The following is a 21,546-nucleotide window of genomic DNA, read 5'->3' as shown; positions in this document are numbered from 1 at the left end:
TGCGGAGGTGCCGAACATGAAGCTCGGGCTGCACTACTGGAACTACTCGACCCCGGCCGATCCGACCGCGATCGCGCCCACCCTGGCGCAGGCGGCCACCACCGCCGAGCAGGCCGGCGTCGCGTCGTTCACGGTGATGGACCACTTCTTCCAGATGGACGCGGTGTTCGCCGCCGACGAGCCGATGCTGGAGGCGTACACGACGCTGGGCTACGTCGCGGCGAAGACCCAGCGGATGACGTTGGGCGTGCTGGTAACCGGTGTGATGTACCGGTACCCGGGGTTGCTGGCCAAGACCGTGACGACCCTCGACGTGCTCTCCGGCGGCCGGGCCCGCCTCGGCATCGGCGCCTCCTGGTACGAGCGGGAGCAGCTCGGGCTGGGCGTGCCGGTGGTACCGGTGGCCGAGCGGTTCGAGCGGCTGGAGGAGACGCTGCGCATCTGCCTGCAGATGTGGAGTGCCGACGACGGCCCGTTCGACGGACGCCACTACCAGCTCGCCGAGACCATCAACTCGCCGCAGCCGCTGCGCCGACCGCACCCGCCCATCATGATCGGTGGCGGGGGCGAGAAGAAGACGCTGCTGCTGGTGGCGCGCTATGCCGACGCCTGCAACCTGTTCGGCCGTGCGGGCGCCGACGACGTGGCGCGCAAGCTGGACGTGCTGCGCGGGCACTGCGCCGCCGAGGGCCGCGACTACGACACCATCGAGAAGACGGTGGTCGCCTCCCGGTCGCCGCTGGACGACACCGACGCGTTCCTCGCCGAGGTGTCCGACTACGCCGCGCTCGGTGTGAGCGAGGTGCAGGTGACCCCGGACCGGCACCCGGTCGAGTTCGCCGAGCGGCTCGGCGACGAGGTGCTGCCCCGACTGGCGGACATCGGCTGACTTCGCCGCGACGCGGTCGCGGAAAACGGAGCCACCGTGTACAGAGGACCAATTTCGCGGCGGTAATGAGACGGATCACGTTAGCGGCCGTTCCGACTGCCCGAAAATTGCTCGCGCGGCGTCCCAGGTAGCCTCTCCGCGTGTCGCAGATGTTGCCGCTTCTTGTTACCGATCGGTATGACGTCGTGGAACTCCTCGGCCAGGGCGGAATGGGCCGAGTGTGGAAAGCCCACGACCGAATGTTGCAGCGGGACGTGGCTATCAAGGAAATCGTTCCACCGCCCGGTCTGACCAATGAGGCGCGCCAGGAATTGCGGATCCGGTCGCTTCGGGAGGCTCGGGCGATCGCGCAGCTCGACCACGTCAACGTCGTCCGGGTCTTCGACGTGTTGGTGGGCGCCGACGGTGATCCGCAGATCGTGATGGAGTACGTGCCGTCCCGGTCACTGCACGACGCCATCACCACCGACGGCCCGATCCCACCGGTGCGGGCGGCCGCCATCGGGCTGGCCGTGCTCGGCGCGCTCCGCGCCGCCCACCGCGCCGGCATCATGCACCGCGACGTCAAACCCGCGAACATCCTCGTCGGCGCGGACGGCCGGATCGTGCTCACCGACTTCGGCCTGGCCACCGCCGTCGAAGACGTGAACCTGACGCTCAGCGGTGTGGTGCTCGGCTCGCCCGCGTACGTCTCCCCGGAGCGCGCCATGCGCGGCACCGTCGGCCCCGAGGGCGACCTGTGGTCACTCGGCGCGACCCTGTACGCGGCGGTCGAGGGTCAGTCGCCGTACGCCCGGCCGTCCAGTCTGATGAGCCTCACCGCGCTGGTCACCGAACCACCACCGACCGCGCGGAACGCGGGACCGCTCGCCCCGGTGTTGGCCGGCCTGCTGCGCAAGGACCCGGCCGAGCGGATGGACGCCGACACCGCCGAGCGGCTGCTGCGCGCGGCCCTCGACGGCACCGCGCTGCCCACGGCGGGAACGCGTCCACCGGGGACCCCCGCCCTGGCGGTGGCGGCCGGGTCCGGCACCGACGACGTACCCCCGACCGGGCCTGGCTCCCGGTTGGACGGTGACGGCCCCGCGACGGGCCGCCGTCGGCGGACCTGGCTGCTCGGTGGTGTCGCGGTCGCGCTGGCGCTCGGCCTGGTGATCGGCATTCCGCTGGCCATCCGATCCACGCCGCGTCCGAATGGCGACGGTGCCGAGCTGGTGGGGGCCGCCGCGCCGGGTACGACGCCGACGCCCGGCGGCCCACCGAGCGTCGCCGCTCCCGGGCCGATCGCCTGGTCGGCCTACCGGGACGGCAGTGGCTTCGTGGTGCCGGCGCCGCGCGACTGGCAGATCGTCCGGCGGGGCCAGCGGGTCGAGTTCCACGAGCCGGACGGCGAACGGATGCTCGTGGTCAGCCAGACCGACACGCCGCGCACCGACCCGCTGGCCGAGCTGGACGGCTCGGCGGTCAGCGAGCGGTATCGCGACTATCGCCAGGTCGAACTGCTCGCCGTCAACTACCAGCTCAGGGCCGCCGACCTGGAGTGGCTCTACACCGGCGACGGTGGCACGGCGATGCACGCCCGTCAGCGGACCTTCCGGACGGCGGACCGCAAGGGCTACAGCCTCGCCTGGTTCACGCCCGAGACCGCCTGGGGTGTCGACGCGTTCCGGAAGGTCACCTCGGGGTTCCGGCCCGCGTCGGCGGGGGTCGGCAGCACACCGACCGGCACACCTCCGAGCAGCGGATCACCGACGCCGAGCACGTCACCGGCCCGGTCGGGCTACCGGCTCGTCGGGACCGCGAGCAAGCGGTGCCTGGACATCGCGACGCCGCAGTCGCCCGACCCGGTCCGGCTCCGACTCTGGGACTGCCGCGACGACCGCGCCGCCAACCAGCTCTGGACGACGGGACCGGACGGCAGCGTGCGGCTCGGTGGCCGGTGCCTGGACGTGCTCGGCGCCTCCAGCGACGCCGGTGCGGCAATCCAGCTCACCACCTGCAACACGACACCGGCGCAGCGGTTCACCCTCGACGCGGACCGCCACCTGGTCAACGCGCACAGCCAACTGTGCCTGGGCGCGGTCGACCAGAGCACCGCGGACGGCGCGCTCGTCGAACAGCGCGGCTGCGGCGCCGGGACGAACGACCTGCGCTGGACCCGGAGTTGACGGCTGCCCCGGGACAGCCCGAGGGGCTGTCCTCCCCGTGCGGGGGAGGGCAGCCCCTCGGTGTGCGGGTCAGGCGACCGTGGCGGGGAACCTCTCCCACACCCGGTGCGCGGCCATCAACTGCTGCACGGCCGCTAGCGCCTCGGCACCGGAGTCCGCCGTCACGACGCCGGGCGTGCCGGCCACCCCGGCCTGCTCCAGCACGGTGACGCCGGCACCCCAGGCGCCGACGGCCTTGGCGTGCCGCCAGCTCTCCTCGACGAGCAGCAGCACGCGCGGATCGACGGCGGCCGGTCCCGGCCTGCCCGCCTTGGCATCGCGGGCCGGGACGGCATCCGGCGCGGGCACCGGCGCTCCGGCCAGCAGGACCGCGTCGAATTCGACGGACCGGCCGGTGGCGAAGGTGCGCTGCACCGCCATGCCGCCCACCGTGCCACCGTGCGGGGCGATCAGCAGCGGCACCATGCCGGCCGCGAAAACGGCCCGCCGGACCTCGTCGACGTCGTCCAGGTCGCCGTCGGGGTCGACGACGATGCCGACCATCCGGCCGTCACTCGGCCACTCCCGGCCGACCTGCGACAGCGCCGGGCTGGGCGTGACGTCGGGCAGCGGCACGGTCGGCTGCGGGGCGGGCAGGCCCAGCCCCGTGGCGACCTGCTCGCAGAGCACCGGGTCGACGTTGGCGAGGCACTGGAGCTGACGCTCCTTGATCGCCTGGTGGTAGCACTTGCCCAGCTCGAAGGTGTACGCCCGGATGATGTGCTCCTTCTCGACCGGCGACATGCTCGACCAGAAGAGGCGTACCTGGCTGTAGTGGTCGTCGAACGAGGCCGGGTTGGCGCGTACCTTCGGCGCCTGCGCCACCGTGACCGGCACGTCGACGAACGCGTGCTCGGCGTCGCCTGCGGGGAACGGGTTGCCGCCGTCGAGCGAGTTCGGCCGGTACGGGGCGACGCCCGCGTGCACGGCGTGCTGGTGGAAGCCGTCGCGCAGCATGTCGTTCACGGCGGCGTGCGGGCGGTTGATCGGGATCTGCGTGAAGTTGGGACCGCCCAGCCGGGTGAGCTGCGTGTCGACGTACGAGAAGAGCCGGCCCTGCAACAGCGGGTCGTTCGTCACGTCGATGCCGGGCGGCAGGTGGCCCAGGTGGAAGGCGACCTGCTCGGTCTCGGCGAAGAAGTTCGTCGGCGTCCGGTTGAGCACCAGCCGCCCGATGGGCTGCACCTCGGCCAGCTCCTCCGGCACGATCTTCGTCGGGTCCAGCAGGTCGATGCCGGCGAAGGTCTCCTCCGGGGTGTCCGGGAAGACCTGGATGCCCAGCTCCCACTCGGGGTACGCGCCGGCCTCGATCGCGTCGTAGAGGTCGCGCCGGTGGAAGTCCGGGTCGATGCCCCCGATCAGCTGTGCCTCCTCCCAGGTCAGGGAGTGCACACCGAGCTTGGGCTTCCAGTGGAACTTGGCCAGCACCGTCTCCCCGGCCTCGTTGACGAGGCGGAAGGTGTGCACACCGAAGCCCTCCATCGTCCGGTACGACCGCGGGATGCCCCGGTCGGACATGTTCCAGATGGTGTGGTGCTGCGCCTCGGTGTGCAGCGAGACGAAGTCCCAGAAGGTGTCGTGGGCGCTCTGCGCCTGCGGGATCTCCCGGTCCGGGTGCGGCTTGCCGGCGTGGATGATGTCCGGGAACTTGATCGCGTCCTGGATGAAGAACACCGGGATGTTGTTGCCGACCAGGTCGAAGGTGCCCTCGTCGGTGTAGAACTTGGTCGCGAAGCCGCGGGTGTCGCGGACCGTGTCGGCCGAACCGCGCGAGCCGAGCACGGTGGAGAACCGCACGAAGACGTCGGTCTCGCGTCCCTTCTTGAGGAAGCCGGCCCTGGTGACCGCCTCGGCGGTGCCGTACGCGGTGAACACGCCGTGCGCACCGGCGCCCCGGGCGTGCACCACGCGCTCCGGGATGCGCTCGTGATCGAAGTGCGTGATCTTCTCGCGTAGGTGGTGGTCCTGCAGGAGCACCGGGCCGCGCGGGCCGGCCTTGAGCGAGTGGTCCGTGTCACGCAGCCGCGCCCCGTTCGCGGTCGTGAGGTAGGCGCCCTGCTGACCGTTCGCGGTCGTGGGTGCGCCGGTCTCCGCGCCGGTCGGCGTACGCGTCTGCGGTGCCCCCTGTTCCGCCTTCGGCGGCAGCGGGTCGTGCGGCGTCGTCGGCTCCTCGACGCTTGGTGGCGCGCTACCCGGTGCGCCGGGGACATCCGGGGTCAGGGCGTCGGCGATCTTTCCGGAGGCCGTCTTCACGGCGTTCTTGACCGCCTCGGCGGGCTTGCTCGTTTCCACTTGACGAACCTCTCCATGGAGCGTGTGTGGGCAGGCGAGAGCCCTGCTACCCCTGGTCAGAGGGTCGAAACACGACCGATCCCGGCAACCTGCGTCGGAACTGGTGATTTCGCCGATGCGCGGACCGGCGGACCGGCCAAAACTGACGTACGTCGATATCCCTCGACCCTAGGGAGTGCCCGACGTGTCCTCACCAACCACCACCCGTCCCCGTTCCGTCGTAGCCCGACTCGCGGTGGCCGCCGTCCTGGTCGCCGGTGGCGTCCTCTCCGGCCCGACCGGTGCCGCGCAGGCCGCCGGCCCGTACGAGCGCGGCCCGGCACCGACCACCTCGATCCTGGAGGCCAGTCGCGGCCCGTTCGCCACGGCGTCGCAGAGCGTGTCGTCGCTGAGCGTCACCGGCTTCGGCGGCGGCGTCATCTACTACCCGACCAGCACCAGCGAGGGCACCTTCGGCGCCATCGCCATCTCGCCCGGTTACACCGCCGCCTGGTCCAGCATCAGCTGGCTCGGACCGCGGATCGCCTCGCACGGCTTCGTGGTGATCGGCATCGAGACCAACAGCCGGCTGGACCAGCCGGACAGCCGGGGCCGCCAGTTGCTGGCCGCGCTCGACTACCTCACCCAGCGCAGCTCGGTCCGCACCCGGATCGACAGCAGTCGACTCGCGGTGGCCGGGCACTCGATGGGTGGCGGGGGCTCCCTGGAGGCGGCCTCGTCGCGGCCGTCGTTGCAGGCCGCGGTGCCGCTCGCGCCGTGGAACCTGGACAAGAGCTGGTCCGAGCTGCGGGTGCCCACGCTGATCATCGGTGGCGAGAGCGACAGCGTCGCGCCCGTCGCGTCGCACTCGGTGCCGTTCTACAACAGCATCCCGGCCTCCGCCGAGAAGGCGTACCTGGAGCTGAACGGGGCGAGCCACTTCTTCCCGCAGACGACGAACACGCCGACCGCCCGGCAGATGGTGGCCTGGTTGAAGCGGTTCGTCGACGACGACACCCGCTACGAGCAGTTCCTCTGCCCCGGGCCGAGCGGATCGCAGATCGAGGAGTATCGCAACACCTGTCCCAGTTCCTGAGCGTGGTCGCGGGGCGGTCGCCGGTGGCGGCCGCCCCTTCGGCGTGCACGCAGGGCCATTGAAGGTCTTGACGCGATACCCGAGAAACGTACACTGCGAGTGTAAATAAACACCCGCCACGACAGAGGGATGGGTGATGGAGCGCGGCCTTGAACTGCACCACATCGGCGTCCGTTTCGGCGGCCTCACCGCCCTCGACGACGTCTCCCTGCGGGTGCCGCCCAACCGGGTGGTGGGCGTGATCGGGCCCAACGGCGCCGGCAAGACCACGCTGTTCAACGTGATCTGCGGGTTCGTCGCGCCGGAGACCGGCTCGCTCACCCTCGACGGTCGACCGCTGCGGCCACGTCCGCACCGGCTGACCCGGCTCGGCATCGCCCGGACCCTGCAGGGGACCGGCCTCTTCGCCGGTCTGACCGTGCTGGAGAACGTGATGACCGGCGCCTCCCACACCGCCCGTGCGGGCTTCGTCCCGGCCCTGCTCGGGCTGCCGGCCAGCGACCGCGACGAGCGCCGGCTCCGTCAGCACGCCCTGGCCATCCTCGACGACCTGGGGATCGCCGGGCACGCCGAGGCCGCGCCCACCACACTGCCCTTCGCCGTACGACAGCGGGTCGCCCTGGCCCGCGCGCTCGCCGCCCGTCCCCGGCTGCTGCTGCTCGACGAGCCCGCCGGTGGCCTCGGCGCCGACGACATCGCCGAACTGGCCGAGCTGGTCCGGCACCTGCCCCGGCGCGACGACGACCCCTGTGCGGTGCTGCTGGTCGAGCACCACATGGACCTGGTGATGGCCGTCTGCGACGAGCTCGTGGTGCTCGACTTCGGCCGGGTCATCGCCGCCGGCACCCCGGACGAGATCCGCGACGACCCGGCGGTCACCGACGCCTACCTCGGCGCCACCGTCGAGGAGGTCTCCCCATGACCGCGACCGATCTGCTCGTGGTGCGGGGGCTGGTCGCCGGTTACGGCGCCGCGCCCGTGTTGCGGGCCATCGACCTCACCGTCCCGGCCGGCACCATCGCCGCGGTCGTCGGCGCCAACGGCGCCGGCAAGACCACCCTGCTGCGCGCGCTCTCCGGCATGATCCGCCCGGCCGCCGGCCAGGTGCTCCTCGCCGGGGAGGACCTGCGCGGCACGCCGGTCGAGCAGCTCGTCCGGCGCGGCATGGCGCACGTGCCGGAGGGGCGGGGTGTGATCAGTGAACTGACCGTCGACGAGAACCTGCGGCTCGGCGGGTTGTGGCGGCGCGACCGGGCCGACGCGGCGCGTGCCCTCGACGAGGTCTACGAACTCTTCGAGCCGCTGGCCCGACGCCGCCGACACCTCGGCCACCAGCTCTCCGGCGGTGAGCGGCAGATGCTCGCGCTCGGCCGGGCACTCGTCGGCCGACCTCGCCTGCTGCTGCTCGACGAGCCGTCGCTCGGCCTGGCGCCCCGGGTGGTCGCCCGGACCATGGCCCTGCTGCGCCAGCTACGCGACCGTACCGGCCTGACCGTCCTGCTGGTCGAGCAGAACGTGCGCAGCGCGCTCGCCGTCGCCGACCAGGGCGTCGTGATGTCCCTCGGTCAGGTGGTGATCGCCGCCCCGGCGGCGAAGCTGCGTGACGACGTCGACCTGCGCCACGCGTACCTCGGATTCTGACCACCACCTCGTCCCCCGGAGGGAGGACTGTTGGACCGCTTCGTCTTCCTCACCATCGACGGCCTGTCCCGGGGCGCGGTGTACGCCGCGTTCGCGCTGGCCCTGGTGCTCATCTGGCGGGCGGCGCGGGTCGTCAACTTCGCCCAGGGGGCGATGGCCGTCGCCGCCGCGTACGTCGCCTACACCGTCAGCGCCGCGACCGGCTCCTACTGGCTGGGCTTCCTGGTCGCGATCGTCGCCGGCCTGCTGCTCGGCGCGCTTGTGGACCGCGTCGTGATGCGGCACGTCGACCACGCCTCGCCGCTCAACCCCGTGATCGTCGCGCTCGGGCTGGTGCTGTTGATCCAGGCCGTGCTGGGCATGGTGTACGGCAACGAGTTCCGTCCCGCCGAGGCGCCGTTCAGTCGGTCCGCGCTCACCGTCGGCGGGGTGGCCGTACTGTCACCGTACGACCTGTTCGTCTTCGCCACGATCGCGGTGGCGGTCAGCGGCCTGGCCTGGATGTTCGCCCGTACCCCGGTCGGGTTGCGGATGCGCGCGGCGGCCTTCGCCCCCGAGGTGTCCCGGCTGCTCGGGGTCAACGTCGGTGGCATGTTGACCCTCGGCTGGGCGCTCGCCTCCGGGGTGGGCGCGCTGGCCGCCATGCTGGTGATGCCGACCGAGCTGGGCCTGCACCCGCACGCGATGGACCTGGTGTTCGTCTCGGCGTTCACCGCGGCGGTGGTCGGTGGGCTGGACAGCCCACCGGGGGCGGTGGTCGGCGGCCTGGTGGTGGGGCTGCTGCTCTCCTACGTGAGCGGATACGCCGGGAGCGACCTGACGCCGCTCGCGGTGCTGGTCCTGCTGTTGGCGGTGCTGCTGGTCCGACCCGGTGGGCTGTTCGCCCCGGTCGCGGCGAGGCGGGTGTGAGCGCCACGAGGGCGGCAGTGCCGCCGATTCAGCAGACCGCCGAGGCGGACCGCCCCGTCGACCGGCGACGCGGCTCGACCCTGCTGCGCCACCTCGCGATCGTGCTCGTCGTCGGGCTCCTGCTGGTCGGGGTCAGCTACGCCGTCGAGCCGTTCCGCAACTTCCAGCTCGCCACCGTGGCCGCCTACCTCTGCGCGACCGCCGGGCTGACCGTCCTCACCGGACTCAACGGTCAACTGTCGCTCGGGCACGGCGCGTTGATGGCCACCGGGGCGTACACCGTGGCCCTGTGCCAGAACGCGTTCGCCGACCGGGGGATGACGAGCGGCTGGCTGCTGCCGCTCTCGCTGGGCGCGGCGATCGTCAGCACGGTCGCGGTCGGTGCGGTGGTCGGCGTGGCGGCGGCCCGGCTGCGCGGTCCCTACCTGGCCGGGGTGACCCTCGCGGTGGCCGTCGTCGTGCCGGCGCTGGCCGTCACCTTCGACGGTGTCTTCAACGGCGAGCAGGGGCTGTCGGTGCCGGTGGAGCCGCCGCCGATGTCGCTCGGCCCGTACTTCCCCTACGAGCGGTGGCAGCTCTGGCTCACCGGCGCGGCGACCCTGCTGGCGTTGCTGCTGCTGGCCAACCTGATCCGCAGCCGGTACGGGCGCACCTTCCGGGCGGTTCGGGACGACGAGGTGGCGGCCCGACTGGCCGGCATCCACGTGGCCCGCACCCAGGTCCTCGCGTTCGTGGTCAGTGCCGCCACCGCCGGGCTCGGCGGGGCGCTGCTGGCGGTGCTCGCGCAGAGCGTCTCGCCCGGGGCGTTCTCGCTGACCCTGTCGCTGTTCCTGCTGATGGCCGTGGTGATCGGTGGTCTCGGCCGCCTCACCGGCGCGTTGTGGGGGGCCGTCCTACTGGTCGCCCTGCCCGACCTCACCCACTCCGCGACCGAGTTGCTCACGCTCTCGCCCGCGGTGGCGCAGCGGCTGGAGGGAAACCTGCCGCTGGCGATCTTCGGCCTCACCTTGATCGTCGTCATGATCGCGGCACCCGGTGGCGTACAGGGACTGCTGTCCCGTCTTGGTCGGCGTCTGCGGACCCGGCGTTCCTGAGCTGCTCCGTGCCCGGCCCCGGCCGGGCGTTCCACCACCCACACCGTTCCCCACAAACCGGACCGAGAAAGGTCGGTGTTCTCCATGCACCGTTTGGCACAACGTGGTCTCGCGATCGCCAGCACCATCGCCCTGTTGGCCGCCGCCGCTGGTTGCAGCGGTGACGACGGCTCCGGTCCCGGCGGGGCATCGGTGCCGGGCGTCACCGACACCGAGGTCGTCGTCGGCACCCACATGCCGCTCACCGGGCCGGCCTCGGCCGGCTACTCGAAGATCGCCCCGGCGACGAAGGCGTACTTCGACTACGTCAACGCCAACGGCGGCGTGCACGGTCGGAAGATCACCTACAAGATCATGGACGACGGCTACAACCCGGCGAACACCCAGCAGGTCGTACGTCAGCTCGTCCTGCAGGACAAGGTCTTCGCCGTCCTCAACGGTCTCGGCACGCCGACGCACAGTGGCGTGCTCGACTTCCTGAAGAGCAACCGGGTGCCGGACCTCTTCGTCGCCTCGGGCAGCCGCAGTTGGGACCAGCCGGACAAGTATCCGGGCACGTTCGGGTTCAACCCGGACTACACGGTCGAGGGCAAGATCCTCGCCAACTACGCGAAGGCGAACCTGGCCGGCCAGAAGGTCTGCTTCCTCGGCCAGGACGACGACTTCGGCCGGGACAGCCTGGCCGGCGTGGAGAAGGTGCTCGGCGCCGGTGCCGTGGCGGTCAAGCAGACCTACGTCACCAGCAACACCAACGTGGCGCCGCAGATCGGCGCGTTCAAGGCGGCTGGGTGCAAGGTCGTCGTGCTCGCCACCGTGCCCGGCTTCACCGCGCTCTCCGTCGGCACCGCCGCCCGGCTGGGCTTCAAGGCGCAGTGGCTGGTCTCCAACGTCGGCGCCGACTACCCGACCCTGGCCAAGCAGCTCGGCGCGGCCGCCCCGATCCTGGAGGGCATGGTCGGCACCAACTACCTGCCGATGCAGAACGACACCGCGAACCCTTGGATCCAGCTCTTCACCAAGATCAACAAGGAGCACAACGGGGACGCGCCGTTCGACGGCAACACCGTCTACGGCATGTCGGTCGGTTACCTCTTCGTGCAGACGTTGCTCGCCGCCGGCAAGGACCTCACCCGGGAGAAGGTGCTGGAGGCCGTGCAGAAGGGCGGCTTCCAGGGTCCCGGGCTGGTACCGCTGCGCTTCTCCGCGAAGGACCACTCCGGGTACGGCGGTCAGCGGCTGAGCCGGGTGACCGGGGGAGTGCAGAGCTACTTCGGGCCGGCGTACGAGACCGACGAGGCGGACGGGCCGGTCAACGAGTACACGGCCACCCCGGCCGCGCCACCGGCGAACGGGGTGCCCACGGCCTCCTGAGCGTCGCCGAGCCTCGCCTTCCTGCTCCGCGATCGTGCACGTTCGGTCCCGGCGCACGGGGGCATCCCCCCACTGTCGACAACCGAAACCGTGAGTTCGGAGGGCTAGGAGCGTCCGGCCGGGCGTGGTCACGCGTGACCACGCCCCCCCCCCACGGGCCCCCCCACCAACCCCGCATTACAGCGAGAAGGTTCGCGGCAACCCTGCCCCCCCCACCCGTGACCGGTTCGCGGCGCGCTCCCGCCGCCCGGGGGGGGGGGCCGCCCGCCCCCCCCCCCCCCCGGCCGGACGGCTGCGCGCCCCCCCGGCGGTGTTCCCGGAAGACGTTGACCGACACCGATCGCCGCTCCTACTATCTGCACTGTGAATGCATATTCGGGCCGGCTTGCGGGCCGCGTCGCCATCGTCACCGGCGCCAGTCGCGGGATCGGCCTGGCCATCGCCGAACGCCTCGTCGCCGAGGGTGCCCGGGTCGGCGTCACCGCCCGACACCCCGAGGCGCTGGCCGAGGCGGTCACCGTCCTCGGTGGGCCGGAGTACGCCCTGGCGGTGCCGGGCCGCGCCGACGACCCCGCGCATCGAGCCGCTGCCGTGCGTCAGGTCGGCGCGACGTTCGGGCCGGTGGATCTCCTGGTCAACAACACGGGCATCAACCCGGTGCACGGTCCGCTGCTCGGGCTGGACGCGGCCGCCGCCCGCAAGATCCTCGACGTCAACCTGGTCGCCACGCTCGGCTGGGTGCAGGAGGTCTGCGCCGCGGGCATGACCGAGCGCGGCGGCTGCGTCGTCAACGTCTCGTCGATCGCCGGTCTCGCGCCGTCGCCCGGCATCGCCTTCTACGGCGTCAGCAAGGCCGCGCTCAACCACCTTACCGCCAGCCTCGCGGTGGAGCTGGGGCCGGCGGTCCGGGTCAACGCGGTCGCCCCCGGCGTGGTGAAGACCCGCTTCGCCGCCGCGCTCTACCGGGGGCGGGAGGAGGAGGTCGCGGCACACTACCCGCTCGGACGCCTCGGGCTGCCGCCGGACGTGGCGGGCGCGGTCGCCTTCCTGGCCTCCGACGACGCCGCCTGGATTACCGGGCAGACAGTCGTCTGTGACGGTGGCGTCTCGCTGACGGGCCGAGCCGGATGAGCAGGCCAGCGGTCGGCCCGGGGTCGCTGATCACCGCCTGTCTAGACTCGTCGGTGCGTCGGGAGGCGCCGTGGCGGTGAAGGGGCGGGGGCGGATGGACGGGGTCGAGGTCGCGAGCCGGGTCGACGGGCGTACCGCCCGGGCCGAGCGCACCCGCGCGGCCATCGTCGAGGCTCACCTCGCGCTCATCGGCGAGGGGGACCTGCGCCCGACCGGGGAACGCATCGCCGATCGGGCCGGCATCTCGCTGCGGACGCTCTGGACCAACTTCAAGGACATGGAGACGCTCTTCGAGGCCAGCGGCGCGGAGGTGCTCCGGCAGCAGGACGCCGCGCATCGGCCGATCTCTCCCGGGCTGCCGCTGGCGAAGCGGGTCGACGCGTACTGCCGGCAGCGGGCCCGGTTGCTCCAGCTCATCGCGCCGTCGGCGCGGGCCGCCCAGATGCGCGAGCCGGTCTCCGAGCAGCTGCACCGCAACCGCCTCAAGCACATCGAACGGGTCCGCGACGAGGTCGCCGAGCTCTTCGCCGTCGAGCTGGCCGCGGCCGGGCCGGGGCGGGAGCAGTTGCTCAACGCCCTGGTGGCGGCGAGCACGTGGCAGGCCTGGTCGATGCTGCGCTACGGGCTCGGGCTGGGCGTGGACTCGGCCCGCGCCGTGATGGCCCGGACGGTGGGCGCGCTGCTGGCCGAGGTCGCGGCCGACTGATTCCGGCTCGGCCCGATATCGCCTCCTCTTTCCATTCGGTTACCGATGAGTGACACTTCATGCATGGTTACTGCATCGAGAGTGCAACTAACCGTGCTGCGTGGCCGGGACGACGAATGCCGCGCCGTCCGGTGCCTGCTCGACGGCGTGACCAACGGTGGCGGTGCCCTGCTGCTGCACGGTGAACCGGGTTCGGGCCGCACCGCGCTGCTCGGCCACGCCCACTGCCACGCCGAGGGCGTCACCGTCCTCGCCGCGAGCGGACTGGCCGAGGAGGCCGCGCTGCCGTACGCGGGTCTGCAACGACTGCTCGACCCGGTGCTGCACCACGCCGCGGCCCTGCCAACGCCGCAGCGCGACCTGCTCCGGCGGGCACTGGGTGGGGACGGGTGCCCAGCCCATCGCCGGCTGGCCCTCTCGATGGCCGTGCTCGGGATCCTCGCCGACGGGGCACGGGACCGCCCGTTGCTCGTCACCATGGACGACGTGGATCGGGGCGACCCGCTGACCGGGCAGGTGCTGGCCGTCGTGGCCCGCCGGCTGCGGCACCTACCGATCGTCGTCCTGCTCACCGCGGACGTCGGGGTCACGATCGACGGGATACCGGCGCACCGCCTCCGGCCGCTCGACGCGCGCAGCAGCGTCGCCGTCCTCACCGACCGGCTACCCGAGCGGCCCGCCGCGTCGGTGGTGACCGCCCTGGCCGCGATCGGCGGCGGCAACCCGCAGGCCCTGGTGGACCTCGCCGAGGTACTCAGCCCGGCCCAGTGGCGGGGCGAGGAGCCGCTACCCGCCGCGCCGCCGGAGGACGGCGCGCTGGGCCGCGCGTACCGGGCGCGGCTGGACCGGTTGCCGCCGGACACAAGGCGGATGCTGCTGCTCGCCGCGCTCGACCAGGACGGTACGCCGGGCACGCTGATCCGGGCTGCCGGAGCCGCCGGCACCGAGGTCGAGGCCCTCGCCCCGGCGGAGGTCGCCGGCCTGGTCCGCGTCGAGCCGCAGGGCGTCACCTTCCCCCAACCGTTGGTTCGCACGATGATCGTGGCCAGCGCGCCGCTCGCCGAGCGCCGCGCCGCACACCGGCTGTTGGCCGGGGTGCTGAGCGACGACGGGCAGCGGCTGCGCCGGGCGATGCACCTGGCCGCCGCCACGGCAGGCACCGATCCGGCCCTGGCCGCGGAGTTGGAGGAGGCGGCCTCGGGCGGCGCCGGTGGCTGGGCCGTTGCCGCGGAGGCGCTGCGCTGGGCCGCCGACCTCAGCGACAATCCGACCCAGACGGCCGTCCGGCTGCTGGGCGCCGCCCAGTACGCCTGGGCCGGCGGGCGACCCGAGGTGGCCCGGCTGCTGCTCGACCGCCTGCGTGCGGTCGCCCCGGACCCGACCCTGCGGGGCCGCGCCGACCTGCTGCGCGGCGAGTTGGAGCTGCGGTGCGGCACGGCGTCGGGTGCCTCGGCCCGACTGCTGGACGCGGCCGGAGCGGTCGCCGACAGCGACCGGTTCCTGGCGATGTCCGGGCTGGTACGAGCCGGCGAGGCCGTCTGCTTCGCCGGCGACCAGTACCGGTACGCCGAGGTCGGTCGGCGGGCGCTGGCCCTACGGCGGCCGACCGACCCGCCGGCGATGGAGCTGATGGGCAGCCTGGTCACCGGGGTGGCGGCGACCCTGCGGGGCGACCACGAACGGGCCGGCCCGACGCTACGCCGCGCCGTCGTGCTGGGTGCCCGGTTGAACGGGTCGGCGATGACCCCCACCGCGCTCACCTGTGCGGCGGCGGCCGGCCTGGTGGTCGCCGTGGACGGCGCGGCGCACCGGCTCGCCGAGCGCGCGGTCGCGCTGGCCCGCGATCGGGGTGAGTTGTCCATGCTGCCGCGAGCGCTGGAGCTGCGGGCGATCGCCGAGTACTGGCAGGGCCGGCACGAGGCGGCTGCGGAGACCTCCCGCGACGGGCTGCGGGTCGCTCGCGCCACGGGTCAGGTCAACTGCGCCAACGTCCACCTGGGCATGCTCGCGGTGCTCGCCGCGATCCGGTCCGACCGCGACACCAGCCTGCGGCAGATCCGCGAGATCGGCGAGTCGCCGACGCCGGGCAGCCGTCCACACGCGCTCGCCGGCTGGGCGCTGGCGGTGCTCGACCTCATCGACGGGCGGCACGCCGAGGCCGCGGACCGGCTGGCGTCGCTGGCTCGGCTCGGCACCGGTCGAGGCCAGGTCCTGGTGCAGGTGATGGCGACGCCGTACCTGGTGGAGGCGGCGGCGCACCTCGCACACCGACCGGCGGCCGCGGCCGCGCTCACCGTGTTCGACAGATGGGCCAGCAGCACGGCGAGCCCGCTGCGCCGGGCACTGTCCGCCCGGTGTCACGCGCTGCTCGCCCCCCGGGGCAGCGCCGAGGCGGAACGCAATTTCCAGGCGGCGCTACGGCTGCACCCGACGGAGGCCGGCACGTTCGAGCTGGCCCGCACCGAGCTGCTCTTCGGCCAGGAACTGCGGCGCAGCCGACGCCCACGTGACGCGCGTACGCACCTGCACCGGGCCCGGGAGACGTTCAACCTGCTCGGGGTGGCGTGCTGGGCCGAGCGGGCCACCTCGGAGCTGCGGGCCGCCGGGGAGTCGGTCGGGCCGCCGGACCTGCCGGCGGCGCGGCTGCTGACCGGCCAGCAACTGCGGATCGCGGAGCTGGTCGCGGAGGGTGCCACCAACCGCGAGATCGCGGCCCAGATGTTCCTCTCGATCCGCACGGTCGACCATCACCTGCGCAATGTGTTCCACCGCCTCGGTATTCGCTCGCGGACCGAGTTGGCCCGCGCGTTCGCGGGCGAGCGGCACGCCGGGCTGGCCTCCGACCGGTGACCCGGGGTCCGCTCTGGACGGCATAAACTATCACCGCTAGTTTAAAGGCCATGGACCTCACCCTCTCCGCCGAGCAGGCCGCGGTCCGCCAGCTGGCCGCCGAGTTCGCCGACCGTGAGCTGGTGCCGCACGCCGCCGTCTGGGACCGGCGCGAGTCGGTCGACCCCGCCATCGTCGGCATGCTCGGCGACCTGGGCTTCCTGGGGCTGACCATCGCCGAGGCCGACGGCGGTTCCGGCGGCGACCACCTCGCGTACTGCCTGGTCCTGGAGGAGCTGGGCCGGGGCGACTCGGCGGTGCGCGGCATCGTCTCGGTCTCCCTCGGCCTGGTCGCGAAGTCGATCGCCGGCCACGGCACGGCCGAGCAGCGGGCCGAGTGGCTGCCCCGGCTCTGCGCCGGCACCGCGCTTGGCTGTTTCGCGCTGACCGAGCCGGACAGCGGCTCGGACGCCGCCGCGCTGCGCACCCGCGCGGTCCGTGCCGGCACCGACTGGCTGCTCACCGGCACGAAGACGTTCATCACCAACGGCACCACCGCCGACGTCGCGCTGGTCTTCGCCCGCACCGGCGGCCCCGGGCACCGCGGCATCAGCGCGTTCCTGGTGCCCACCGACAGTCCGGGGCTGACCCGACGGGAGATCCACGGCAAGCTGGGACTGCGCGGCCAGGCCACCGGGGAGTTGAGCCTCGACGGGGTACGCGTGCCCGACGCCGCCCGCCTCGGCGGCGAGGGCGCCGGGTTCCGGCTGGCCCTCGCGACCCTCGCCAAGGGCCGGATGTCGGTGGCCGCCGGGTGCGTCGGCATCGCCCAGGGCTGCCTCGACGCGGCGGTCGGCTACGCCGGGCAGCGCACCCAGTTCGGCAAGCCCATCGCGGGGCACCAGCTCGTCCAACAACTGCTCACCGCCATCGCCGTGGACACCGCCGCCGCCCGGCTGCTGGTGTGGCAGGTGGCCGACCTGATCGACCGGGACCAGCCGTTCGCCACCGAGGCGTCGATGGCCAAGCTCTTCGCCAGCGAGGCCGCCGTCCGCGCGGCCAACAACGCGGTCCAGGTCTTCGGCGGGTACGGCTACATCGACGAATACCCGGTCGGCAAGTACCTGCGTGACGCCCGGGTCGCCACCCTCTACGAGGGCACCAGCCAGATCCAGCAACTCCTCATCGGACGCGCGCTCACCGGCGTCAACGCCTTCTAGTCTCCGGGAGACCTGACATGCGAGTCTTCAGCTCGGTCGAGGAACTGGCCACCGCGGTCGGCGAGACCCTCGGACCCGGTCCGTGGGAGCGGATCGAGCAGAGCCGGGTCGACCTCTTCGCCGACGCCACCGACGACCACCAGTGGATCCACCTCGACCCGGTCCGGGCCGCTTCGGGCCCGTTCGGCGGGACCGTCGCCCACGGGTACCTGACGCTGTCGCTGCTGCCGGCGCTGGCCGGCCGGCTCTACCGGGTGGAGGGGGTGGCGATGGGGGTCAACTACGGGCTGAACCGGGTCCGCTTTCCCGCCCCGGTGCGGGTCGGCGCCGCCGTCCGGGCCGCTGTCACGTTCGCCGAGGTGTCCGCGGTGACCGGCGGCGTGCAGGTGGTCGCGACGGTCACCGTGGAGAGCGACAGCGGCGGCAAGCCCGTCTGTGTGGCCGAGACCGTCAGCCGGCTCTACCACGCGACGAGGTGATGATGGTCGCCGGCTGCGCCCACCGCCTCAGCCAGGTGCGGAATTCCTCGTCCAGGTCGTCGTTGCGGCGGCTCTGCCTTGCGGAGAAGTTCCGGAACTTGTGGCCCACCCGTCTCCGCCGCGCTGTCCCGCCCGTCGGCTCCCCACCTCTCGCTCCCGCCAACTAGACGCCCACCAGGGCAGCTGTCTGGTCGGCAGCTGCACGGCGCCCTGCGGGTCTCGTAAAACTTCCGGAAATTGTTGCTCGTCGATCAGCGGCGCTGACATACTCCACATCCATCGGAGTCGATGACCACCACCACCCACCGGGGTGCCGCGTCAGTCACCCCAGCCCGGGTTCACCGGAAGGAAAGACATGACCGAAAGGTGCCACGGGGACACCCGCCCACGAGCGCGTACGGCTATCGTCCTCGCCGCCGCGGCTCTGCTCGCCGCGACAGGTGCAGCGTTCCTGCCGAGCACGGCGAGCGCCGGAACCACCCTGGGCGCGTCCGCCGCCGAGAAGGGTCGCTATTTTGGCACGGCGGTGGCCGCGAGCCGGTTGAGCGACAACGCGTACACCACGATCTTGAACCGTGAGTTCAACATGGTCACGGCCGAGAACGAGATGAAGATGAACGCCACCGAGCCGCAGCAGGGTCGGTTCAGCTACACCGCGGCGGAGCAGATCGTCAACCACGCGCGAAGCCGCGGCATGAGCGTGCGGGGTCACACCCTCGCGTGGCACTCGCAGCAGCCCGGCTGGATGGAGAGCATGAGTGGCAGCGCGCTGCGGCAGGCGATGCTCAACCACGTGACGCAGGTGGCCACGCACTTCCGTGGTCAGGTGGTCGCGTGGGACGTGGTGAACGAGGCGTTCGCCGACGGCAGCTCCGGGGGCCGTCGCGACTCGAACCTGCAGCGCACGGGCAACGACTGGATCGAGGCGGCGTTCCGGGCGGCGGACGCCGCGGATCCGGGCGCGAAGCTCTGCTACAACGACTACAACACCGACAACTGGACGCACGCCAAGACCCAGGGCGTCTACAACATGGTGCGCGACTTCAAGGCCCGTGGCGTGCCGATCGACTGCGTCGGCTTCCAGTCGCACTTCAACAACAACTCGCCGTACGTGAGCAACTACCGCACCACGTTGTCGAGCTTCGCGGCGCTGGGCGTGGACGTGCAGATCACCGAGCTGGACATCCAGGGCGCTCCGGCGAACACCTACCGCAGCGTGGTGGAGGACTGCATGGCCGTGCCCCGCTGCAACGGGATCACGGTCTGGGGCATCCGCGACAGCGACTCGTGGCTGGCCTCGCAGACGCCGCTGCTGTTCAACAGCAACGGCTCCAAGAAGCCGGCGTACGACGCCGTCCTCGCCGCGCTGAACAACGGCGCCCCGGTCCCGACGACGGCCCCGCCGACGAGCGCCCCGCCGACCTCCACTCCGCCGACCTCCACTCCGCCCACCTCCGCGCCGCCGACCACCGCGCCGCCGACCTCCGTGCCGCCCACCACGCCTCCGCCCGGCGGCGGTTGCACCGCGACGCTGCAGGACAGCACCCGGTGGGGCGACCGGTTCAACAGTCAGGTGACCGTCAGCGGGGCGAGCAACTGGAGCGTCGTGGTGGCCGTCACCCCGCCACAGAAGGTGTCCGCCACCTGGAACGGCAGCCCCACCTGGGACAGCAGCGGAAACGTCATGACGATGCGGTCGAACGGCAGCGGCAACGTCTTCGGCTTCACCACGATGGCCAACGGCAACTGGACACGTCCACAGGTGCTTTCCTGCACCGCCTCCTGAGCACCACCGCACGCTGACGGGGCGGCGACGGATTCCGTCGCCGCCCCGTCCTCTGTGACCAGATCGGATCCACGGCTGGCCGACGTCAGCTCAGCGCCGCCGCCTTGCCCAGGAGGACCGAGCGCTCACGCTGGTTGGCGCACAGCCGGGCGGCCAGCTCCAGTTCGGCGCGCGCCTCCGGTCGCCGGCCGAGGCGGGTCAGTAGCTCACCGCGTACGGTCGGGACCAGGTGCGAGCCGGGGAGCCGGTTCGCGCCGATCAGCTCGTCCACGATGGCCAGGGCTGGTGCGGGACCCGAGGCCATGGCCACGGCGACGGCCCGGTTGAGCTCGACCACCGCAGAGGGCGCGGCCCGGCCGAGTGCCTCGTAGAGCACCACGATCCGGTCCCAGTCGGTCTCCTCGACCGAGGGCGCCGCCGCGTGGGTGGCGGCGATCGCGGCCTGCAGGCCGTACGGGCCGCGTGTCGACGCCCGGGCCAGCGCGGCCAGCCCGCGGCGGATCGCCGTACGGTCCCACAACCGGCGGTCCTGATCGGCGAGCAGCACCGGCGCGCCATCCGGACCGGTTCGGGCCGGAAAGCGCGCGGCCGTCAGCTCGCACAACGCGAGGAGGCCGTGCACCTCCGGTTCGTCCGGTTGCAGCGCCGCGAGCGTACGGGTCAGCCGGATCGCCTCGGACGCGACGTCGGGGCGCAACAGCCGGTCGCCCGACGTGGCCGTCGACCCTTCGGTGAAGATCACGTAGAGGACGCTGAGCACACCGTCCAGGCGTTCCCGGCGCTCGGCGGCCGGCGGCAGCTCGAACGGCACCCCGGCCGCCGCGATCGTCTTCTTGGCCCGGGTGATGCGGGCCTGCACGGTCGGCACGGGTACCAGGAGCGCCCGGGCGACCTCCTCGCTGGTCAGCCCGCCGACCACGCGCAGGGTCAGCGCCACCCGGGCCGCCGGGGAGAGCACCGGGTGGCAGCTGACGAACATCAACGCCAGGACGTCGTCGTCGATCCGGTCGGGATCGACGTCCTCGTCGACAGGTGGGTCGACGGCCGGGTCGGCCGCCAGCAGGGCGTACCGGTCCTGGAGGGCGACGCGGCGGCGGATCGCGTCGATCGCCCGCCGCCGGGCCGTGGCCATCAGCCAGCCGGCCGGGTTGGCAGGTGAGGCGCGCGGCCACGACACCAGCGCCTCGGCCACCGCCTCCTGGGCGGCGTCCTCGGCCAGCCCGAAATCGCCGGTGAACCGGGTCAGCGCGGCGACGATCCGGGCCGACTCGACCCGCCAGACGGCCTCGACGTCGGCCGTACCCATCAGATCTGGCCGTTGCTCTCGCTGCCGTGCGGGACCTCGTCGGGCTCGGCCACCCGCCGGACCTCGATCTTGGACCCGCGGCCCGCCGGGAACCGCTTGGCCCACTCGACCGCCTCCTGTTGGGTGGCGACATCGAGCAGGAAGTAGCCGCCGAACAGTTCCCTGGTCTCGCCGTACGGCCCGTCGGTGACCACCGGGGCCTCGCCGCTGAAGTCGACCACGACGCCCCGGCCCGGATCGTCCAGCCCTTCGGCCGCGACGAGAACACCGGCCTCCATCATCTCCTCGATGAACCGGCCGGTCGCGGCCATCGCCTCGTCGATGTTGGCCATCATGGCCGCGTTCGTCTCGTCGGTGCCCCGCATGATGAGCATGTACTTCGACATCGCGTTCTCCTCGTCCGGCGGGGCCACCTCCCGGCCCGCGCACCTCCATGTCGAACGAGCGGCGCGCGGATCGACACGGCGCCTCAATGATCTCTTGCCGCGGGCGGTGGCGGGGGGGGGGGGCCCGGCCCCCCCCCCCGGTCTGGGGCGGTGGGGGCGGTGCGGGGGGTGAGGGGGGTGGAACTGCGGGGGGTGGCCCTGAGGGGGGTGGGTTGCGGGGGCGCC

Annotated in this window: 17 protein-coding genes; 14 read left to right on the top strand and 3 right to left on the bottom strand. The window is 72.6% G+C overall.

What is annotated here, in order from left to right; genetic code table 11:
* Window positions 1-16 precede the first annotated feature (16 nt).
* Both AB0A90_RS19970 and AB0A90_RS19965 read left to right on the top strand, forming a co-directional pair.
* Complete coding sequence (locus AB0A90_RS19970; RefSeq protein WP_357249756.1) at window positions 17-889, top strand: LLM class F420-dependent oxidoreductase; 873 nt, start codon at window positions 17-19, stop codon at window positions 887-889.
* Window positions 890-1,038: 149 nt separating this feature from the next.
* Window positions 1,039-3,057, top strand: coding sequence for a serine/threonine protein kinase (locus AB0A90_RS19965; protein WP_357250297.1), 2,019 nt, complete (start codon window positions 1,039-1,041; stop codon window positions 3,055-3,057).
* 69 nt (window positions 3,058-3,126) lie between these two features.
* Here AB0A90_RS19965 and AB0A90_RS19960 read toward each other — a convergent pair whose 3' ends face one another.
* A complete protein-coding gene (locus AB0A90_RS19960) occupies window positions 3,127-5,388 on the bottom strand; it encodes a catalase (protein ID WP_357249753.1) in 2,262 nt (753 codons plus the stop codon).
* Between the two features lie 184 nt (window positions 5,389-5,572).
* Here AB0A90_RS19960 and AB0A90_RS19955 point away from each other — a divergent pair, with 184 nt between their 5' ends.
* From AB0A90_RS19955 to AB0A90_RS19900, 12 genes are all read left to right on the top strand, one after another.
* On the top strand, window positions 5,573-6,463 hold the full coding sequence (locus AB0A90_RS19955; RefSeq protein ID WP_357249750.1) for an alpha/beta hydrolase: 891 nt from the start codon (window positions 5,573-5,575) through the stop codon (window positions 6,461-6,463).
* A 136-nt stretch (window positions 6,464-6,599) separates the two neighbouring features.
* Window positions 6,600-7,385, top strand: coding sequence for an ATP-binding cassette domain-containing protein (locus AB0A90_RS19950; RefSeq protein WP_357249747.1), 786 nt, complete (start codon window positions 6,600-6,602; stop codon window positions 7,383-7,385).
* Window positions 7,382-8,104 (top strand): ABC transporter ATP-binding protein, encoded by a 723-nt coding sequence (locus AB0A90_RS19945; protein WP_357249744.1) that lies wholly within the window; start codon window positions 7,382-7,384, stop codon window positions 8,102-8,104. Before AB0A90_RS19950 ends, AB0A90_RS19945 begins: the two co-directional genes overlap by 4 nt.
* A gap of 30 nt (window positions 8,105-8,134) precedes the next feature.
* Entirely contained in the window at window positions 8,135-9,013 is an 879-nt protein-coding gene (locus AB0A90_RS19940) for a branched-chain amino acid ABC transporter permease (RefSeq protein ID WP_357249741.1), read from the top strand.
* Window positions 9,010-10,107: a branched-chain amino acid ABC transporter permease gene (locus AB0A90_RS19935; RefSeq protein WP_357249739.1), complete on the top strand. Its 1,098-nt coding sequence runs from the start codon at window positions 9,010-9,012 to the stop codon at window positions 10,105-10,107. The genes AB0A90_RS19940 and AB0A90_RS19935 overlap by 4 nt, the downstream gene beginning before the upstream one ends.
* Before the next feature lie 84 nt (window positions 10,108-10,191).
* Window positions 10,192-11,478, top strand: coding sequence for an ABC transporter substrate-binding protein (locus AB0A90_RS19930; protein WP_357249736.1), 1,287 nt, complete (start codon window positions 10,192-10,194; stop codon window positions 11,476-11,478).
* Between the two features lie 363 nt (window positions 11,479-11,841).
* Window positions 11,842-12,609 carry an SDR family oxidoreductase gene (locus AB0A90_RS19925; RefSeq protein ID WP_357249733.1) on the top strand — a complete coding sequence of 256 codons (768 nt, stop codon included), beginning with the start codon at window positions 11,842-11,844 and terminating at the stop codon, window positions 12,607-12,609.
* 94 nt (window positions 12,610-12,703) lie between these two features.
* Window positions 12,704-13,315, top strand: a complete 612-nt coding sequence (locus AB0A90_RS19920; protein WP_357250294.1) for a TetR/AcrR family transcriptional regulator — start codon at window positions 12,704-12,706, stop codon at window positions 13,313-13,315.
* A gap of 63 nt (window positions 13,316-13,378) precedes the next feature.
* Window positions 13,379-16,165 carry an AAA family ATPase gene (locus tag AB0A90_RS19915; RefSeq protein ID WP_357249730.1) on the top strand — a complete coding sequence of 929 codons (2,787 nt, stop codon included), beginning with the start codon at window positions 13,379-13,381 and terminating at the stop codon, window positions 16,163-16,165.
* Between the two features lie 50 nt (window positions 16,166-16,215).
* Window positions 16,216-17,364, top strand: a complete 1,149-nt coding sequence (locus AB0A90_RS19910; RefSeq protein WP_357249727.1) for an acyl-CoA dehydrogenase family protein — start codon at window positions 16,216-16,218, stop codon at window positions 17,362-17,364.
* A gap of 17 nt (window positions 17,365-17,381) precedes the next feature.
* On the top strand, window positions 17,382-17,843 hold the full coding sequence (locus AB0A90_RS19905; RefSeq protein WP_357249724.1) for a MaoC family dehydratase: 462 nt from the start codon (window positions 17,382-17,384) through the stop codon (window positions 17,841-17,843).
* Window positions 17,844-18,198: 355 nt separating this feature from the next.
* Window positions 18,199-19,629, top strand: coding sequence for an endo-1,4-beta-xylanase (locus AB0A90_RS19900; protein ID WP_357249722.1), 1,431 nt, complete (start codon window positions 18,199-18,201; stop codon window positions 19,627-19,629).
* Window positions 19,630-19,714: 85 nt separating this feature from the next.
* Here AB0A90_RS19900 and AB0A90_RS19895 read toward each other — a convergent pair whose 3' ends face one another.
* Together AB0A90_RS19895 and AB0A90_RS19890 are read right to left on the bottom strand one after the other, a co-directional pair.
* Complete coding sequence (locus AB0A90_RS19895) at window positions 19,715-20,935, bottom strand: sigma-70 family RNA polymerase sigma factor (RefSeq protein ID WP_357249719.1); 1,221 nt, start codon at window positions 20,933-20,935, stop codon at window positions 19,715-19,717.
* The gene (locus tag AB0A90_RS19890; protein ID WP_357249716.1) at window positions 20,935-21,321 is read right to left on the bottom strand and encodes a YciI family protein; all 387 of its coding nucleotides are present in this window, start codon (window positions 21,319-21,321) and stop codon (window positions 20,935-20,937) included. The genes AB0A90_RS19895 and AB0A90_RS19890 overlap by 1 nt, the downstream gene beginning before the upstream one ends.
* Between the last annotated feature and the right edge of the window lie 225 nt (window positions 21,322-21,546).

This window comes from Micromonospora sp. NPDC049204 (assembly GCF_040647935.1).
GTDB lineage: Bacteria > Actinomycetota > Actinomycetes > Mycobacteriales > Micromonosporaceae > Micromonospora.
This window is presented reverse-complemented; position numbering and strand designations above follow the sequence as displayed.

What these genes read in the sequence shown, in the direction of transcription:
- AB0A90_RS19970 (WP_357249756.1), top strand. Translation starts at nt 17, where the DNA reads ATGAAGCTCGGGCTGCACTACTGGAACTACTCGACCCCGGCCGATCCG.
- AB0A90_RS19965 (WP_357250297.1), top strand. Translation starts at nt 1,039, where the DNA reads ATGTTGCCGCTTCTTGTTACCGATCGGTATGACGTCGTGGAACTCCTC.
- AB0A90_RS19950 (WP_357249747.1), top strand. Translation starts at nt 6,600, where the DNA reads ATGGAGCGCGGCCTTGAACTGCACCACATCGGCGTCCGTTTCGGCGGC.
- AB0A90_RS19945 (WP_357249744.1), top strand. Translation starts at nt 7,382, where the DNA reads ATGACCGCGACCGATCTGCTCGTGGTGCGGGGGCTGGTCGCCGGTTAC.
- AB0A90_RS19930 (WP_357249736.1), top strand. Translation starts at nt 10,192, where the DNA reads ATGCACCGTTTGGCACAACGTGGTCTCGCGATCGCCAGCACCATCGCC.
- AB0A90_RS19920 (WP_357250294.1), top strand. Translation starts at nt 12,704, where the DNA reads ATGGACGGGGTCGAGGTCGCGAGCCGGGTCGACGGGCGTACCGCCCGG.
- AB0A90_RS19915 (WP_357249730.1), top strand. Translation starts at nt 13,379, where the DNA reads ATGGTTACTGCATCGAGAGTGCAACTAACCGTGCTGCGTGGCCGGGAC.
- AB0A90_RS19910 (WP_357249727.1), top strand. Translation starts at nt 16,216, where the DNA reads ATGGACCTCACCCTCTCCGCCGAGCAGGCCGCGGTCCGCCAGCTGGCC.
- AB0A90_RS19905 (WP_357249724.1), top strand. Translation starts at nt 17,382, where the DNA reads ATGCGAGTCTTCAGCTCGGTCGAGGAACTGGCCACCGCGGTCGGCGAG.
- AB0A90_RS19900 (WP_357249722.1), top strand. Translation starts at nt 18,199, where the DNA reads ATGACCGAAAGGTGCCACGGGGACACCCGCCCACGAGCGCGTACGGCT.
- AB0A90_RS19895 (WP_357249719.1), bottom strand. Translation starts at nt 20,935, where the DNA reads ATGGGTACGGCCGACGTCGAGGCCGTCTGGCGGGTCGAGTCGGCCCGG.
- AB0A90_RS19890 (WP_357249716.1), bottom strand. Translation starts at nt 21,321, where the DNA reads ATGTCGAAGTACATGCTCATCATGCGGGGCACCGACGAGACGAACGCG.